Below are 16,571 nucleotides of genomic sequence, written 5' to 3'. Positions count from 1 at the left end.
CCGGCAATGGGAAGAGCCCGACCATAGCGCTGCGGACCGCGGATTTGTAGAGTCGAACTGTGCTCGACTGATCAGGCACCGCGAGTCGAGCATCGCTCGACTCTGCATCTGGAAATCAGTCCACCACGCGGCAGAACACGGCCTTGAGGTAACGCGATTCCTGCACGTGGGCCATGAACGGATGATCCGGGCCGGCGCCGGCCACCTTCAGGATCTGGATCGTGCGGCCGGAGAAATAGGCCGCGCGGCGCAGCATGTCGAGGAACTGGTCCTCGGCCACCAGGCCGGTGCAGGAGAACGTGGCGAACAGGCCGCCCGGCTTCACCACGCCCAGCGCCAGCTTGTTCATGTCCAGGTACTTCTTCAGCGCAGTGATCACCTGGTCGCGGTCGCGGGTCATCTTCGCCGGGTCCAGGATCACCACGTCGTACTGCTCACCGCGGTTGGCGGCGTCGCGCAGCCACGGGAAGATGTCGGACTGGACGAACTTCGGGCGCACGTTGTTCAGGCGCGAATTGCCCTTGGCGATCTGGATGACGTCTTCATCGATGTCGATGCCGACCACTTCAGTGGCACCACGCGCCGCCGCGTACACGGCGAAACCGCCGGTGTTGCAGCACAGGTCGAGCACGCTCTTGCCTTCCACCTGCTGGCTCAGCCACTCGCGGTTCTCGCGCTGGTCGGCAAAGAAGCCGGTCTTGTGCGCACCGGCCGGGTCAGCGCGGAACTTGATGCCGTACTCGGTGATCACCGCCGCTTCGGTGGTGGTGTTGCCGTGGAAGTCGAAGCTTTCCTGCTTCTGCACGTGCTCGTCGGCGAAGCTGTGGAAGCGGCAGCCCGGGAACTGCTCGCGCAGGGCGTCGTAGATCCACTCGCGGTGGCGGAACATACCGGCGGCGAAGAATTCGACCACCACCAGATCGCCGTAGCGGTCCACCACCAGGCCGGACAAGCCATCGCCCTCACTGTGCACCACGCGCCAGGCGTCGGACACCGCGTCGAGCTTCAGCACCTCACGGCGCAGCGACACCGCCTGGGCGATCTTGCGCGAGAACCAGCCGGCATCCACCGGCACGTTCTGGTCGGTTTCGAGGATGCGCACGGCAATGCGCGAGTGCCCGTTGTAGAACCCGCGGCCGATGAACTCCCCGTCCACGCCGACCACGTCGACGATGGAACCGGGCTTGGGCCGGACGGTCGGCTTCTCGACCAGTTTCTGGAAGATCCACGGGTGGCTGGAACGCCACGCATTCTTGAGGCGGACAATCGGAAGGGGGGTATTCATCCACCTATTGTAGCCGGGGGGCGCTTTCGTAGAGTCGAGCTGGCGCGACGGGCGTTGCTGAACGGCCCGGGCAAGGCGTGCCAACCAAGGTTGGCACCTACCAGGGCGGGCCGGCCGGCGTGCCAACCAAGGTTGGCATCTACCAGGGCGGGGGCCCCGGCCACCCGGCATTTGACGGCAGCCCGGCCAGGCCGCAGAATCTGCGCCAGAAGGGGAGTAGCTCCCAGACGTTGTCGCCGTCATTTCGAGCCCGCAGGCTCCGGTGCAACGGCAGTTCCAGCCGACTGGAACTGCGAGCGAGACCTTCGCCGTACTGGCGAAGCTCTGTCCCTGGATCCCCCTCCCGATCCTCCGTTGCAGATCCTCGCCGTCCGGCCTGGCATTCATCTTTCCAACGGACATTCCCAATGCAGACGATCGGTAACGTGTGGTTGTGGGGCGGCTTCGCAGCGGTGGTGGTCATCGCCCTGCTGGTCGACCTCGTGTTGATGCGCCATGGTGGGCCGCACAAGGTCACCTTCAAGGAGGCCCTGTGGTGGTCCATCGGCTGGGTCGCGCTGGCCCTGCTGTTCAATGCGGGCCTCTGGTACTACCTGAATGAGACCGCCGGCCAGGTCGTGGCCAACAAGGTCGGCCTCGAATTCCTGACCGGCTACCTGGTCGAGAAGGCGCTGGCGGTCGACAACATCTTTGTCTTCCTCATGATCATGAGCTACTTCGCGGTGCCGGAGGAGCAGCGCCAGAAGGTGCTGATCATCGGCATCCTGGGCGCGATCGTGCTGCGTACGGTCATGATCTTCGCCGGCAGCGTGCTGATCACCCAGTTCCATTGGCTGCTCTACGTGTTCGGCGCCTTCCTGCTGTTCACCGGCTGGAAGATGTGGTTCGCCGCCGGGCAGGAGCCCGATCTGGAAGCCAACCCGGCCCTGCGCTGGATGCGCAAGCACCTGCGCCTGCTGCCGGACTACGCCGGCAACGCACTGAGCGTGAAGCGCGACGGCGTGCGTTGGTTCACCCCGCTGTTCGCGGTGCTGATCCTGATCGCGGTCACCGACGTGATCTTCGCCGTGGACAGCATCCCGGCGATCTTCGCGATCACCACCGACCCGTTCATCGTGCTCACTTCCAATGTGTTCGCGGTGCTGGGCCTGCGTGCGATGTTCTTCCTGCTGGCCGGCATGGCCGACCGCTTCCACCTGCTGCCGTACGGCCTGGCGCTGGTGCTGGGCTTCATCGGCATCAAGATGATGATCATCGACCTGTTCAAGATCCCGACCCCGATCTCGCTGGGCGTGGTGGCGGTGATCATCGCCGCTACCGTGGTGTTGAGCCTGAAGTACCCGCCGAAGGAAGGCGAAGGCCAGGCCTGAGCCTGACCCGCTGGATGGCGCGGCCGGTGGGATTGTCCCGCCGGCCGTTTCCACTCTCCCGCAGCGGTGGCCTTGGTTTCGCGCCAACCACCGCCATTGCTGAGGTATGAACAACAACGCGCCCCTGCCCGCTGGCGACGTGCCGGCCCCCCGCAATGACCGCTCGCGCATCCTGCGGGCGTTCAATGTCAGCCTGGCCGCCGTGCTGGTGCTGGTGGCCGTGTTCGCCCTGCAGGGCACGTTCGACTGGCGACCGTGGGCAGTCGCGCCGCTGGAAGCCAAGGGTCTGCTTGGCCTGATCGGCGGCCCGATGCTGCATGCCTCGGTCGAGCACATCGCCGCCAACAGCATCGCGATCCTGATCCTCGGCACGCTGGCCGGCAGCGTCTACCCGAAAGCCACCGTGCGCGCCCTGCCCCTGCTGTGGCTGGGCTCGGGCATCGGCGCGTGGATGCTGGGCAATCCGGGCAGCGTGCACCTGGGCGCCAGCGGCGTGACCCACGGCCTGATGTTCCTGCTGGCCAGCCTGGGCCTGCTGCGCCGCGATCGCGCGGCCATCGCCACCGGCCTGATCGGCATGCTGTTCTACGGCGGCATGCTGATGACCATCCTGCCGCACGCCGATGGTGTGTCCTGGCAGTCGCACATGGGCGGCGCCTTCGCCGGCATCATTGCTGCGCTGCTGTTCCGCAACGCCGACCCGCTGCCGCCGCGCCCGCGCTACAGCTGGGAAGACGAAGAAGAAGACGTCGAACCGCTGGCCGACGACGAGCTGGAGCCGCCGTCACCGCAGCGCGTGCCGGTGCTGTGGCAGCCGCGCGAGGGCCAGGACTACGTGGTGATCCCGTTCCGCCGGCCGGACGAGCCGCGCGGCTGAGCGATGGTAGTGCCGGCCGCTGGCCGGCAACCTCATGACCCGGTAGTGGCCGACCTTGGTCGGCGCTCCCGCTGCATGCCAACCAAGGTTGGCAACTACCAGAGCATTCCGTCACATCCGGTAGCGCCGGGCCATGCCCGGCGGCATTGGCCGGTCAGTTCGCCGCATTCCCCGCCGCGCCCATGCCATCCACCGCCTGCCGGCCCAGTGCCGGGTCATCGGTGAAGAAGGCATCGATGCCGGTGGCCAGATAGGCGCGCATCTCGGCAACCGACCCCTCTGCATTGCGCGCGTTGTCGGCGCCCTTGCGCAGGTTGCTGGCCTGGAAGTGGTTCTCCGGACGGAAGGTGTACGGAATCACCATCAGGCCCACTGCATGTGCGTCCTGTACCAGCGTGGTCGGAGTGCTCAGCGCGCCCTTGGCGTCCAGCGGAATGATCGAGCGCAGTTCCGGGCCGATGCTGTCGGCGTAGCTGGCGATGTCCTTCAGTCCTGCCGGCGTCATCATCTGCGCGTAGGTCAGCTTGCCACCGGCCTTGGCGATGTCGGCCGGCTGGGTGTCGCCCTTCCACAGCAGTTGCAGCAGGCGGATGTTGCTGCCGCGCGGGATCTTGCCGCGCAGGTAGCGCAGGTTGGCGGTCTCGAACGACTGGATGGTGACCGGGCCGACATTGGTATAGGCATTGCCACGCAGCGCGGTCAGGAGCTTGTCTTCCATCGGCAGGCCGATCGACTGGAAGTAGGTCGGGTGCTTGATCTCCGGTACCAGGCCGATGCCGCGGTTGGCACGCCCGGCCTGCTGCACCAGGAAGGCCAGGATCTCGTCCAGGCTGGCGATGCGGAACTGCCCGTCGTAGGCGGTGCTGCGCAGTTCCGGCAGGCGCTCGCGCGCATAGAGGGTCTTCAGCTCGGCCAGTGTGAAGTCTTCGGTGAACCAGCCGTCGACCTTCTGACCATCGATCACCTTGCTGGTGCGGCGGCTGGCGAACTCTGGATGCGAAGCGACGTCGGTGGTGCCGCTGATCTCGTTCTCGTGGCGGGCCACCATCACTCCGTCCCTGGTCATCACCAGATCCGGCTCGATGTAGTCGGCGCCATCGGCGATCGCCTGCGCATAGGCGGCCAGGGTGTGCTCGGGCAGCAACGCGCTCGCCCCGCGATGGCCATAGACCGACACCTTGTGCGCGGCCGGGGTGGAGGATTCAGCACTCATGGCCACCGATGGTGCCACGGCCAGCGACAACAGCAACGCACAACCCCACGACTTCACTGCGACTTCCCCAAGCGGTATGTGATGGGCGTCAGTATGCGGCGGCAATGTGACAGGTGGGGGACCTGGGGTCGGATCCCCGCAGGGGCTCCGACCCCGTAGCGATCCCGAGGAGCTCGTTCGGCTGGGTTGCCGGCCAGCGGCCGGCACTACCAAGGCTTACTTCCCGATGCAGAAACTGGAGAAGATCCTTCCCAGCAGGTCATCGGCACTCATCTGCCCGGTGATCTCACCCAGCGCGTCATGCGCCAGCCGCAGTTCCTCGGCGGCCAGTTCCAGGTGCTCATGCGCCAGCTCGCCATCGGCGCGCTGCGCGTGTTCCTGCGCGCGCTCGATCGCATCGACGTGGCGGGTGCGTGCGGAGAACTCGCCGTCCACCTGCTCGCCTGCCCCGGCCGAGGCAATCGAACGCAGGCGCGCATGCAGATCTTCGAGTCCGGCGCCGGTGGCCGCCGAAACGAACACCCGATCCGGATCGTCCAGTGTCGGCAGCGCCGTCAGCAGGTCTGACTTGTTGTGGATGTAGACCTTGTGCGGCACCGCCGCCACGGCATCGCCCAGCGCCGCTTCACCCGCAGCCGGATCGCGCGCATCCAGCACGATCAGCGCCAGGTCGGTGCGTTCGATTTCCACATGCGCGCGGCGCATGCCTTCGCGTTCGATGGCGTCGCCACCGTCGCGCAGGCCCGCGGTGTCGACCAGGGTCAGCTCCAGGCCGTCCAGGCGGATGGTCTCGCGCAGGGTGTCGCGGGTGGTGCCGGCGATGTCGGTGACGATGGCGCGTTCGCTGCCGGCCAGCGCATTGAGCAATGAACTCTTGCCGGCATTCGGCGGCCCGATCAGCACCGCATGCAGGCCATCGCGCAGGCGACGGCCGCGCTCGGCATCACGACGCAGCAGGGCAAGATCAGCGCGCGCCTGTTCCAGCCCACGCCGCACCTGCGCGCCGCCGAGCGTGTCCAGCGGTTCGTCGGCGAAGTCGATGGCCGCTTCCACGTGGATGCGCAGCAGCACCAGCTGCTCGACCACGGCGTCGATGCGGCGCGAGAACACACCATCCAGCGAACGGCGCGCAGCGCGCGCGGCACGGTTGTCGCCCGCGGCGATCAGGTCGGCGATGGCCTCGGCCTGGGCCAGGTCGAGCTTGCCGTTGAGGAACGCCCGTTCGCTGAACTCACCCGGGCGCGCCTGGCGCGCACCGAGCGCGATGCAGCGCGCGACCAGTTGCTGCAGCAGCACCGGGCTGCCATGGCCCTGCAGCTCCACCACCTCTTCGCCGGTGAAGCTGTTCGGTGCCGGGAACCACAGCACGATGCCATCGTCGATGACCTCGCCGTCGGCATCACGCAGGCGCGCGTAGTGCGCGTGGCGCGGACGCAGTGCAGGTGCACCCAGCGCATTGGCAATCGCTGCAGCGCGCGGGCCGGACAGGCGCAGCAGGCCGACACCGCCGGCGCCGGGCGCACTGGCTATGGCCACGATGGTGTCGGTGCGGATCGCGTCGTTCATGGCTCAGAGTTTCTCCAGCTGCGCACGCGCCTGGGCCGCGCCGCTGCCCTGCGGCTGCAGCGCCAGGTAGGTGGTGTAGGCCTGTTTGGCCTTGGCCTTGTCGCCGGCGTTGAAGTAGGCGTCGCCCAGGTTGAGATAGGCCACGGCGCGCGAGGGGTCGATCTTCAGTGTGTTCTCCAGCCAGCGCGCCGCTTCGGCATAGCGCTGCTGGCGGTAGTAGACGAAGCCGAGGTTGTTGGCGGCCTGGGCGAAGTCCGGGCGCAGCTTCAGCGCCTCGGTGAACTGGGCTACCGCTTCGTCGTACTGCTTCTCGCGGTACAGCTGCAGGCCACGGTCATTGGCCTGCTGCGCGCGCTGGCGGTCGGACGCCGGGCCGGCGGTGGGCACCACCAGCTTGGCCTTGCCACCCTGCAGGTCGGCCACGGTCACCGGTACCTGGCTGCCCTTGGCCTCGCTGGCCGCATCCACCTTGTTGTTCAGCGCGATCGCATCGGCTGTCAGCTGGCGCGTATCGGCGTTGAGGAATTCCTGGCTGTCCGGCACCTGGAACACGAACTCGCCGCCCTGCGAACCGGGCAGGCTGCCGAAGGCCGGGGTCTGGTGCGAGACCGCCGAGACCGCCGGCGCCACGTAGGCGGCCAGTTCGGTACCGGTGATCAGGCCGTCGCCGTTGAGGTCGCCCTTGCCGGCCAACGCCTGCAGCAGCACCCAGGTGAACACCGAATGGCCGTTCGGGCCGGCATCGGCCACCTGCTGGTCGGCACCACCGGCGGTCAGCATCTGCCGCGCGCTGCGTCGCGCGTTCTCGCGCAGGAACGACGACGACGAGGGACCGCCACGGGTCAGGCCCAGGCCGCTGTAGCAGGCATCCATCACGAACATCACATGCTTGGCCTGCATGCTTTCGGCGATGTTCTGGATGTCGGTCATCGCGATCGCGTCGGTGGCAAATTCCTTCGGATCCGAATCGACCGGAATGATGTAGCCGAGGTCGCGCCCGGAGGCGAGCTGGCGGGTCGCGCCATGGCCGGCGAAGAACACGAACACGCGGTCGTTCTTGCCGGTGCGGTCATCGGCCAGGCGGTCGTGGAAGGCGGCCAGGATGTTGTTGCGGGTGGCCTGCTCGTTCTTCAGCACGATCACCTGCGAGGACGGGAAGCCGAACTGCCCGGTCAAGGTATCGGCCACTGCCTGAGCATCATGGCTGGCGTATTCCAGCTTCGGCCACTTGGCGTAGGTGTCGATGCCGACCACGATCGCCCACGACTTCTCGTAGCCGGTGGTGACGGTGGCGGCACCGGCGTCGCCCTTTCGCGCACGGGCGACGGTGAAGTCGCGGCCATTCCAGCCGGCGAACTGGTAGCCATCGGCGATCAGCCGGTCGAGGATCTGCGGCAGCGCCTTCACCGCACGATCGTGGATGTCGTGGAACAGGATGATGCCGCGCTGTTCCTTGTTCACCTGGTCGAGCACGCGCTGCACGATCGACTCCGGTACCGGGTCGGCCCAGTCCATCGAGTCGATGTTCCACATGATCGACTTCAGCCCGGCCTCGTTGAGCAGCTGCAGGCCTTCGGCGTTGCGCGCGCCGTACGGGAAGCGGAACAGCGGCGCGCGCTTGCTGTCCACGTCCTTCAGCAGCGTGTCGGTGTCGAGTACCTGTTGGCGCAGCGCATCCCCGGTGGTGCGCGACAGCTGGGCGTGGGTCAGGCTGTGGTTGCCGACCGCATAGCCCTCTTCCATCAGGTTGCGGCTGATCTTCGCCATCGGGCCCAGGCTGACCTTGCCATCGGCCTCGACCTTGCCCAGGTTTCGGCCCACTTCGAAGAACACGCCCGGCACGTCGTAGCGCTTGAGGATGGCCACCACTTCATCGGTGTAGGCCTTGTGCGGGCCATCGTCGAAGGTCAGCACCACGGTCTTGGCCGGCAGGTCGCGGCCGAAGATTTCGCGGTCGCTGTCCTTCATGGACATCGGGTACGGCTCGATCACCCCGTAGTCGCGCAGGATCGCTTCGCGGCTGTAGTCCTTGTGCAGGTGCGCGATGTAATCGTCCCACTTCTCGCGCTTCAGCTCGATGGCGCGGGTGCGCTCGAAGCGGCTGAAGATGCGGGTCAGTTCCTGGTTGTAGTTGCGTTCGATCTCGTCGAGCGCCTCCAGGTCCTCGCCGATGCGCTGGTGCAGCTTCACCGCCGGCAGCGACGAATCGGTACCGACCCGCTCATGCAGATCACGCAGCACTTCGCGGAAGGCCAGGCGGTCGGCATCGAACAGTTCCGGCGCGGACTCGATGTAGTCCAGCACGGTACCCAGGGTGGCGAAGCGCTGCGGACTGGAACCGCGCAGCAGGGTGTCGAACTGCGCGGCGATGGCCGTACGTTGCTCCAGGCCATCATGGAACAGCTGCTGGCCCACACGCGTGGAGGTGCCGCGGTCGGCGGCCGACTGCTGTTCTTCGTCGGCCAGCAGCACGATGATCCGACGGTAACCGTCGAGCTGCTTCTGCAGCGCAGCCAGCAACGGCGCGGCGGCCGGGTCGGCGGCGGCCGCGGCCTGCGCGCTGGGCTGGGTCACGCCGGTTACCGGTGCCTTCGCGTCCTTGTCGCCACAGCCGGCAACGACCAGGGTCAACAACAGCGAGGGCAGGAACAGGCGGAACGACGACGCACGCGGCATGGCGGACTCGATGGATGGAGGAACGGTGTGCCGGCGATTCTAACGCCGCATGCGAAAAGCCCGCCTTGCGGCGGGCTTCTGCGGGTCGGTCGGGGCTCAATGGCAGTCGACCAAGGTCGACTCTACAAAGCCGGCGACCTGCCGGTCGGATTACTTCTTTTTGACCGGGGCCGGGGCGGTGGTGGCCGGGACCGGCTCGCCGCCATGGCGCTTGGTCATCCACCACTGCTGCAGCAGGCCCAGGCCGCCGTTGACCACCCAGTACAGAACCAGGCCGGACGGCATGAAGGCCATCATGACGCCGAACACCAGCGGCATGAACTGCATCATCTTCTGCTGCATCGGGTCCATGCCCGGTGCCGGGGTCAGCTTCTGGGTGAACCACATCACCGCCACGTTGATCACCGGCAGGATGAAGTACGGGTCGCGTGCGGTCAGGTCCTGGATCCAGCCGAACCAGGGCGCCTGGCGCAGTTCGACCGATTCCACCAGCACCCAGTACAGGGCGAAGAAGATCGGCATCTGGATGAGGATCGGCAGGCAGCCGCCCATCGGATTGATCTTTTCTTTCTTGTACAGCTCCATCATCGCGGTCTGGAACTTCTGGCGGTCATCGCCATAGCGTTCCTTCAGCTGCGCGATGCGCGGCTGGAAACGACGCATCTTGGCGCCGCTCTTGTACTGGGTCGCCGACAGCGGGTACAGCACCAGCTTCAGCAGCACCACCAGGCCGACGATCGCCCAGCCCCAGTTGCCGACCAGCTTGTGCACCTGGTTCAGCACCCAGAACAGGCCCTGGCCGATCACCGCCATCATCGAGAAGCGGCTGTAGTCGACCACGCGGTCCAGGCCCGGCACGTCTTCCTTGGCAATCAGGTTGACCAGCTTCGGGCCGACCCACAGGCGGGCTTCGGTGCTGGTGGACTGGCCCGGGGCCACAGTGAAGGCCGGACCACGCGCTTCGATCAGGTCACGACCGGCCACCTGCGACAGCACGTAGTGTGCGGTCTGGTCCTTCTGCGGGATCCAGGCGGTGAAGAAGTGGTGCTGCAGCATCGCCAGCCAGCCGCCGGTGATGTTCTGGTTCAGCGTGCCGTCTTCCAGGTAGTCCTTGAACGCACGACGCTGGTACTTCTTGTCGTTGTCGTACCAGGTGGCACCGTTGAAGCTGAAGGAATCCGGGTTGGTCATGCTCCGCGACAGGATGGTCGGGGTGCGGTCCAGGGTGCGGTAGACGTAGCCGTTCCACGGCGCGGCGCCGGCGTTGCTGACTTCATCCTTGAAGCGCACGGCATACTCGTTGCGCGAGACGGTCAGCGTGCGCTTGATGGTCACGCCGTTGTCGGCGGTCCACACGAACGGGATCTGCAGCTCGTTCTGGCCCTTGGCCAGCACGAAGTCCTTGGTGTCACCGACCAGCTTGAAGCCGTCGGCGCCGGGGACCGGGGTGTTCTTGTCTTCGCTGGCCCAGCCACTGATCGCGCTGTACGGGTGCGCGGGGTCTTCGGTCAGCAGGCGGACCGGCGGGCTGCCTTCGTCCTTGGTCTGCGGGAACTGCAGCAGCTCGGCATCCAGCACGCGGCCGCCGTCGAGCACCAGGCGCAGCACGTCGGTGGTGACGGTCACGCGCTGGCTGGCCGGGGTGGCGCTGGCCTGGGCCTGCACGGCGGCCTGGCCGGGGGCACCCGGCACCTGGGCGCTGGGGATGGCGCCCGGGGTTGCGCCCGGAACGCTCTGTGCGGCGGCCGGGGCCGACGTGGTCGTCGGTGCCGGGGTCGGAGCAGCCTTTTCACGGCTCCACTCCATCCACAGCAGCACGGCCACCATCAGCCAGGCAAAAATGAGGAATACGCGGGTCTGGTTCATCAGCGGACAGGCTCGGCGGGGCCGGGACGCGATGCCGGCTCGGTCAAAGAAGGAGTTGCGATGCCATCAGGCGGCGGCATTGTGCCGTCCACGCCCGGCGTGGGCAATGCACGCAGGCGACGCAGCAGGCGCAGGAAGGCCTGGCGGATCTCGTCGTTGCTGGCGGAACGCGCAGCACTTCGAGCCACGACGACAAAGTCGCCTGGCTGGATGTCGGTACGTGTCTGACGCAGGATGTCGCGCAGGACGCGCTTGATCCGGTTACGCCCGACGGCGTTCGGATCAACCTTGCGGGAAACCGCCAGACCCAGCCTGGCCGGCCGGTCAGCCGGCAGCCAGTGCAGGGTCATCAGCGGATCGGACACACGGCGGGCGCCGTTGAAGACCGTTGAGTATTCGGCACGCGTGCGAACCCGCGCAGAGCGAGGGAATCGCTTGCGCGGGTCTGCAGTATTCACTGTCGAAGGGATTGCGTCTGCCGCGATGTGCGGCATGGCAATCAGGCGCTCAGGACTTTGCGGCCCTTGGCGCGGCGACGCGACAGGATCTTGCGGCCGTCAGCGGTCTTCATACGGGCACGGAAGCCGTGGTCGCGCTTACGCTTGAGGTTGCTGGGCTGGTAGGTGCGCTTCGTGGCCATTGGGGGCCTCTCGTATGAATGGGACGGAAAGAACCGGAAATTCTAGAGAGGTACCCCGCCCCAAGTCAACCCCTGGCAGCTACGCGAATTCACTGGGCTGTGCAATAGCTGTGGATGTTTTTGTGAATAAGTAGGGGACAAGCATTCCGAAGGCGGGCGCTCGGTGGTAGTCTGAGCCATCCATTTCCCCCCTTTCCGGCCTGTGTTTGGGCGCCTTGTCGCGTCCATGCCCCGGCCACCGGACGATTATTGCTGATGGATGCCTGGTCCCGTAGTCTCGAGCGCCTCGAAGCGGAGTTCCCGCCGGAAGACGTTCATACCTGGTTGAAGCCGCTGCAGGCCGATCTGCGCGTGGACAGCCTGGTGCTGTATGCACCGAATGCCTTCATCGTCGACCAGGTCCGCGAGCTGTACTTGGCCCGGATCCGCGAACTGCTGGCCCATTTCGCCGGTTTCAGCGACGTTTTTCTTGAAATCGGCTCGCGCCCGCGTCCCGTGGAGGCGCAGAACGCGCCGGTTTCCACGCCGTCGGCGCATGTGTCCAGCGAACCGCAGGTGCCGTTCGCCGGCAACCTGGACAACCACTACACGTTCGCCAACTTCGTCGAAGGCCGCAGCAACCAGCTGGGCCTGGCCGCCGCCTTCCAGGCGGCGCAGAAGCCGGGCGACCGCGCGCACAACCCGCTGCTGCTGTACGGGGGCACCGGCCTGGGCAAGACCCACCTGATGTTCGCCGCCGGCAACGCCATGCGCCAGGCCAATCCGGGCGCGAAGGTGCTGTACCTGCGTTCGGAACAGTTCTTCAGCGCGATGATCCGGGCCCTGCAGGAAAAGACCATGGATCAGTTCAAGCGCCAGTTCCAGCAGGTGGACGCGCTGCTGATCGATGACATCCAGTTCTTCGCCGGCAAGGACCGCACCCAGGAAGAGTTTTTCCACACCTTCAACGCGTTGTTCGATGGCAAGCAGCAGATCATCCTGACCTGCGACCGCTATCCGCGCGAAGTCGAGGGCCTGGAAGCGCGCCTGAAGTCGCGGCTTGCCTGGGGCCTGTCGGTCGCGATCGAACCGCCGGACTTCGAGACCCGCGCCGCGATCGTGCTGGCCAAGGCACGCGAACGCGGTGCCGAGATTCCCGATGATGTTGCGTTCCTGATCGCCAAGAAGATGCGCTCCAACGTGCGCGACCTCGAAGGCGCGCTCAATACCCTGACCGCCCGCGCCAATTTCACCGGCCGCGCGATCACCACCGAATTCGCCCAGGAAACCCTGCGCGACCTGCTGCGCGCCCAGCAGCAGGCGATCAGCATTCCCAACATCCAGAAAACCGTTGCCGACTACTACGGCCTGCAGATCAAGGATCTGCTGTCGAAGCGTCGGACCCGCTCGCTGGCACGCCCGCGCCAGGTCGCCATGGCCCTGACCAAGGAACTGACCGAGCACAGCCTGCCCGAGATCGGCGACGCCTTTGCCGGTCGCGACCACACCACGGTGCTGCATGCCTGCCGCCAGATCCGGACCCTGATGGAAACCGACGGCAAGCTCCGCGAGGACTGGGACAAGCTGATCCGGAAGTTGAGCGAATGATGCACGGATGCCGATGAGGCGTCATCGCACAAAACGGTGCAGAATCCGGTAGCAAGCGCGGGACACGTTGTGGATAAAAATGGCGTCTGAAATCGCGTCGAATTTATCCACAGCTTTCCCCACCCCCTGGGGGTCGGTAATACAGAGGGTTTCGAGGCCTGAAATCCTTTTATTTACAAAGACTTAGCGTTGTTTTCCAGCGATTCTGTCTCTACCAGCACCACCAAGCTTTTGATTTATTCCACATTTTTTAAAGCATAGGGGCACGGAACCACATGCGTTTCACACTGCAGCGCGAAGCCTTTCTCAAGCCGTTGGCACAGGTCGTCAACGTGGTCGAACGCCGCCAGACCCTTCCGGTTCTGGCCAATTTCCTGGTCCAGGTGCAGAACGGCCAGCTGTCGCTGACCGGTACCGACCTGGAAGTGGAGATGGTGTCGCGGATCGCGGTTGAAGATGCCCAGGACGGCGAAACCACCATCCCCGCCCGCAAGCTGTTCGAGATCATCCGCGCCCTGCCCGACGGCAGCCGGATCACCGTCTCGCAGACCGGTGACAAGATCACCGTGCAGGCCGGTCGTAGCCGCTTCACCCTGGCCACCCTGCCCTCCAACGACTTCCCGTCGGTTGACGAAGTGGAAGCCACCGAGCGCGTGGCCATCGGCGAAGCGACCCTGAAGGAACTGATCGAACGCACCGCGTTCGCGATGGCCCAGCAGGACGTGCGCTACTACCTCAACGGTCTGCTGTTCGATCTGCGCGGCGATGCGCTGCGTACCGTCGCCACCGACGGCCACCGCCTGGCGCTGTGTGAAACCGACCTGGCCAAGCCCAGTGGTTCCAAGCGCCAGATCATCGTGCCGCGCAAGGGCGTGACCGAACTGCAGCGCCTGCTGGAGAGCGGCGATCGCGAGATCGAGCTGGAAGTCGGCCGCAGCCACGTCCGCGTCAAGCGCGACGATGTCACCTTCACCTCGAAGCTGATCGACGGCCGTTTCCCGGATTACGAAGCGGTGATTCCGATCGGTGCCGACCGCGAAGTGAAGGTTGATCGCGAAGCACTGCGTGCCTCGCTGCAGCGTGCCGCGATCCTGTCCAACGAGAAGTACCGCGGCATCCGCGTGGAAGTCTCGCCGGGCAACCTGAAGATCAGCGCGCACAACCCGGAGCAGGAAGAAGCCCAGGAAGAGATCGAAGCCGACACCACGGTCAGCGATCTGGCCATCGGCTTCAACGTGAACTACCTGCTGGATGCCCTTTCCGCCCTGCGCGACGAGGAAGTCATCATCCAGCTGCGCGACTCCAACTCCTCGGCGCTGGTGCGTGAATCCAGCAGCGAGAAGTCGCGCCATGTGGTGATGCCGCTGCGTCTCTGACGGCAGCCTGTTCCACGTGGAACCGAACGACGCCCGGGATCTTCCCGGGCGTTTTTTTTGCAGGTTCCACGTGGAGCATCGCGATGGCCGGATCTCCAGGTGTGGGTGAATGGCTTCCTTGAGATCGCTGGTTGCCGATTGATCCTGGCTGCCCTTCTGATGCAATCGGTGCTGAGCGATTGGAATCCAGGTTGTGAGCTTGGGCGCTGTCCAGCCGCTTTCGATCGAGTATGCCGTTCTGGGTCTTCAGCCTGATGCACGTTCCCCGAACTTGCCGGAGGGGTGAAGCAGATCGTGGGTCGCAACGCTGCGGTTGCTTCATCTGCAGACGCCACTGTCCACAGGTCTCGTTGGGGTCGGATCGGGGTCGGCCTAGCTTCTAAATTTGGGTATAAATCTAAAGCATGGTGGTGATGGTAGGCCCAGATTTCGTGGAAAAATGCATTATCTAATTGATTTTTAAAAGATTTATGCAACTGAAACCCCCTGTATAGAGGCCCCTCAGGCTGGGGGGGAACCTGTGGATAGTTTCGCAGGTCGGGCAAAAGGGCTTTTTTATCCACAGTTTGCCCATATCTTGTGTATAAGTCATACAGACCTGCTGTGGACAGTGTGAAACGGCGGGCTCGAATTCCTTGAAATCTGTGGAACCCTCCAGGGCATCGCATCGTAGATTTCAAGAAATCTGCGCGGTGTTCGCGCAAACCACCGTCGGGGCACCTGGCGATGCTCGCGGAATGAGGCTGAAATCGCTGAAATCTGAGGGCCGGTACCCTGCGCCGCCGCTCAGAATTCAAGGATTCCCGGGCGTATCCAGACCCAGGCGAGCCCAGGTGAGGAAGCGCCACCACGTGGAACACGCGTAGGGTTGCCAGACGGAAGCTTCAGCACAGTGGCGATGTCTGGGGCGGCACGGCTGGCTTGACCGATGCAGTAAGCTGATGGATTCCCTGCCCCTCTACCGCCTTGTGCGGATGGTCTTTCGCGCCCCATGCAGATCCGCCGCCTCGCCTTGCATCAACTGCGTCGTTTCAGTGCGGTGGACCTGTCGCCCCAGCCGGGATTGAACCTGCTGACCGGCGACAACGGTGCCGGCAAGACCAGCGTGCTCGAAGCCCTGCACTTGATGGCCTATGGCCGCAGCTTCCGTGGCCGGGTGCGCGACGGTCTGGTACGCCAGGGCCAGGAAGCGCTGGAAATCTTCGTGGAATGGGACGAACAGCGTGCCCTTCACCCGCCCCACCGCCGAAAAGCCGGCCTGCGCCACAGTGGTCAGGACTGGAAGGGTCGACTGGACGGCGAGGATGTCGCACAGCTGGGTAATCTCTGCGCAGCGCTGGCCGTGGTGACGTTCGAGCCCGGGAGCCATGCACTGGTCAGTGGTGGTGGTGAACCCCGTCGCCGCTTCCTCGATTGGGGCTTGTTCCACGTGGAACCGGATTTTCTGTCCCTGTGGCGTCGCTACTCCCGGGCGCTGAAGCAGCGCAATGCCCTGCTCAAGCAGGGCGGGCCGTCGCGGATGCTCGATACCTGGGATCACGAGCTGGCCGAGGCAGGAGAACCACTGACCAGCCGCCGCCAGCACTACCTGGAGCGTCTGCAGCAGCGCACGGTCGCCTTGGCCGCCAGCCTCGCTCCACAACTCGGTATCCAGGGATTGGAGCTGAGCCCCGGTTGGCGGCGGCATGAGCTTCCCTTGGCCGATGCGCTGCTTCTGGCCCGGGAACGTGACCGGCAGGCCGGGTATACCTCGGTGGGCCCGCACCGCGCGGACTGGAGTGTGGATTTCCACAGCATTCCAGGTCGTGATGCGCTGTCCCGCGGCCAGGCCAAGCTGACGGCGTTGGCGTGCCTGTTGGCACAGGCGGAGGACTATGCGGAACAGCGAGGCGAATGGCCGGTGATCGCATTGGACGATCTGGCCTCGGAGCTGGATCGCACCCATCAGGCGCGGGTACTGGAGCGCCTGCTCAATGGGCCGGCACAGATCTTCATCACCGCCACCGAAACCCCGGCGGCGCTGCAGGAACTGACCCACATCGCCCGGTTCCACGTGGAACATGCACAGATCGTGGCTGTGCCATAGTGGGCACACCAGGGCCGCTCGACCCCGGC

General features: G+C 65.4%; 12 protein-coding genes. 5 read left to right on the top strand and 7 right to left on the bottom strand.

The annotated features are described in order from the left end of the window. Nucleotides 1-115: 115 nt before the first annotated feature. Entirely contained in the window at nucleotides 116-1,285 is a 1,170-nt protein-coding gene (locus ACMZ91_RS09460) for a class I SAM-dependent rRNA methyltransferase (RefSeq protein ID WP_049400342.1), read from the bottom strand. Nucleotides 1,286-1,692: 407 nt separating this feature from the next. Between ACMZ91_RS09460 and ACMZ91_RS09455 the strand changes: the two genes are divergently transcribed. Then, the gene (locus ACMZ91_RS09455; protein ID WP_121504960.1) at nucleotides 1,693-2,655 is read left to right on the top strand and encodes a TerC family protein; all 963 of its coding nucleotides are present in this window, start codon (nucleotides 1,693-1,695) and stop codon (nucleotides 2,653-2,655) included. A gap of 106 nt (nucleotides 2,656-2,761) precedes the next feature. Next, on the top strand, nucleotides 2,762-3,532 hold the full coding sequence (locus tag ACMZ91_RS09450; RefSeq protein WP_049400340.1) for a rhomboid family intramembrane serine protease: 771 nt from the start codon (nucleotides 2,762-2,764) through the stop codon (nucleotides 3,530-3,532). Nucleotides 3,533-3,686: 154 nt separating this feature from the next. Here the strand turns inward: ACMZ91_RS09450 and ACMZ91_RS09445 are convergent, their stop codons facing one another. The 6 genes from ACMZ91_RS09445 to rpmH all read right to left on the bottom strand — a co-directional run bounded on the left by ACMZ91_RS09445 (nucleotide 3,687) and on the right by rpmH (nucleotide 11,493). Then, a complete protein-coding gene (locus tag ACMZ91_RS09445; protein WP_414577315.1) occupies nucleotides 3,687-4,802 on the bottom strand; it encodes a glycerophosphodiester phosphodiesterase in 1,116 nt (371 codons plus the stop codon). Between the two features lie 159 nt (nucleotides 4,803-4,961). Then, nucleotides 4,962-6,311 carry a tRNA uridine-5-carboxymethylaminomethyl(34) synthesis GTPase MnmE gene (gene mnmE, locus ACMZ91_RS09440; protein WP_277779123.1) on the bottom strand — a complete coding sequence of 450 codons (1,350 nt, stop codon included), beginning with the start codon at nucleotides 6,309-6,311 and terminating at the stop codon, nucleotides 4,962-4,964. 3 nt (nucleotides 6,312-6,314) lie between these two features. Then, nucleotides 6,315-8,987: a polysaccharide deacetylase family protein gene (locus tag ACMZ91_RS09435; protein WP_277779122.1), complete on the bottom strand. Its 2,673-nt coding sequence runs from the start codon at nucleotides 8,985-8,987 to the stop codon at nucleotides 6,315-6,317. A 150-nt stretch (nucleotides 8,988-9,137) separates the two neighbouring features. Beyond that, nucleotides 9,138-10,853, bottom strand: a complete 1,716-nt coding sequence (gene yidC / locus ACMZ91_RS09430; RefSeq protein ID WP_049399025.1) for a membrane protein insertase YidC — start codon at nucleotides 10,851-10,853, stop codon at nucleotides 9,138-9,140. Continuing rightward, a complete protein-coding gene (rnpA, locus tag ACMZ91_RS09425) occupies nucleotides 10,853-11,347 on the bottom strand; it encodes a ribonuclease P protein component (protein WP_021203275.1) in 495 nt (164 codons plus the stop codon). The genes yidC and rnpA overlap by 1 nt, the downstream gene beginning before the upstream one ends. 5 nt (nucleotides 11,348-11,352) lie before the next feature. Beyond that, entirely contained in the window at nucleotides 11,353-11,493 is a 141-nt protein-coding gene (gene rpmH, locus ACMZ91_RS09420) for a 50S ribosomal protein L34 (protein WP_005411729.1), read from the bottom strand. Between the two features lie 255 nt (nucleotides 11,494-11,748). Here rpmH and dnaA point away from each other — a divergent pair, with 255 nt between their 5' ends. The 3 genes from dnaA to recF all read left to right on the top strand — a co-directional run bounded on the left by dnaA (nucleotide 11,749) and on the right by recF (nucleotide 16,542). Next, the gene (gene dnaA / locus ACMZ91_RS09415; protein WP_005411730.1) at nucleotides 11,749-13,080 is read left to right on the top strand and encodes a chromosomal replication initiator protein DnaA; all 1,332 of its coding nucleotides are present in this window, start codon (nucleotides 11,749-11,751) and stop codon (nucleotides 13,078-13,080) included. A gap of 275 nt (nucleotides 13,081-13,355) precedes the next feature. After that, nucleotides 13,356-14,456 (top strand): DNA polymerase III subunit beta, encoded by a 1,101-nt coding sequence (gene dnaN, locus ACMZ91_RS09410; protein WP_005411731.1) that lies wholly within the window; start codon nucleotides 13,356-13,358, stop codon nucleotides 14,454-14,456. A 991-nt stretch (nucleotides 14,457-15,447) separates the two neighbouring features. Beyond that, nucleotides 15,448-16,542 (top strand): DNA replication/repair protein RecF, encoded by a 1,095-nt coding sequence (recF, locus tag ACMZ91_RS09405; RefSeq protein WP_134951818.1) that lies wholly within the window; start codon nucleotides 15,448-15,450, stop codon nucleotides 16,540-16,542. Nucleotides 16,543-16,571: the final 29 nt, after the last annotated feature.

The sequence above is a fragment of the Stenotrophomonas sp. FR024 genome (genome assembly GCF_047500745.2).
Lineage (GTDB): Bacteria > Pseudomonadota > Gammaproteobacteria > Xanthomonadales > Xanthomonadaceae > Stenotrophomonas > Stenotrophomonas maltophilia_A.
The sequence above is the reverse complement of the archived record's forward strand: the minus strand, read 5'-3'. Positions and strand labels throughout refer to the sequence as shown.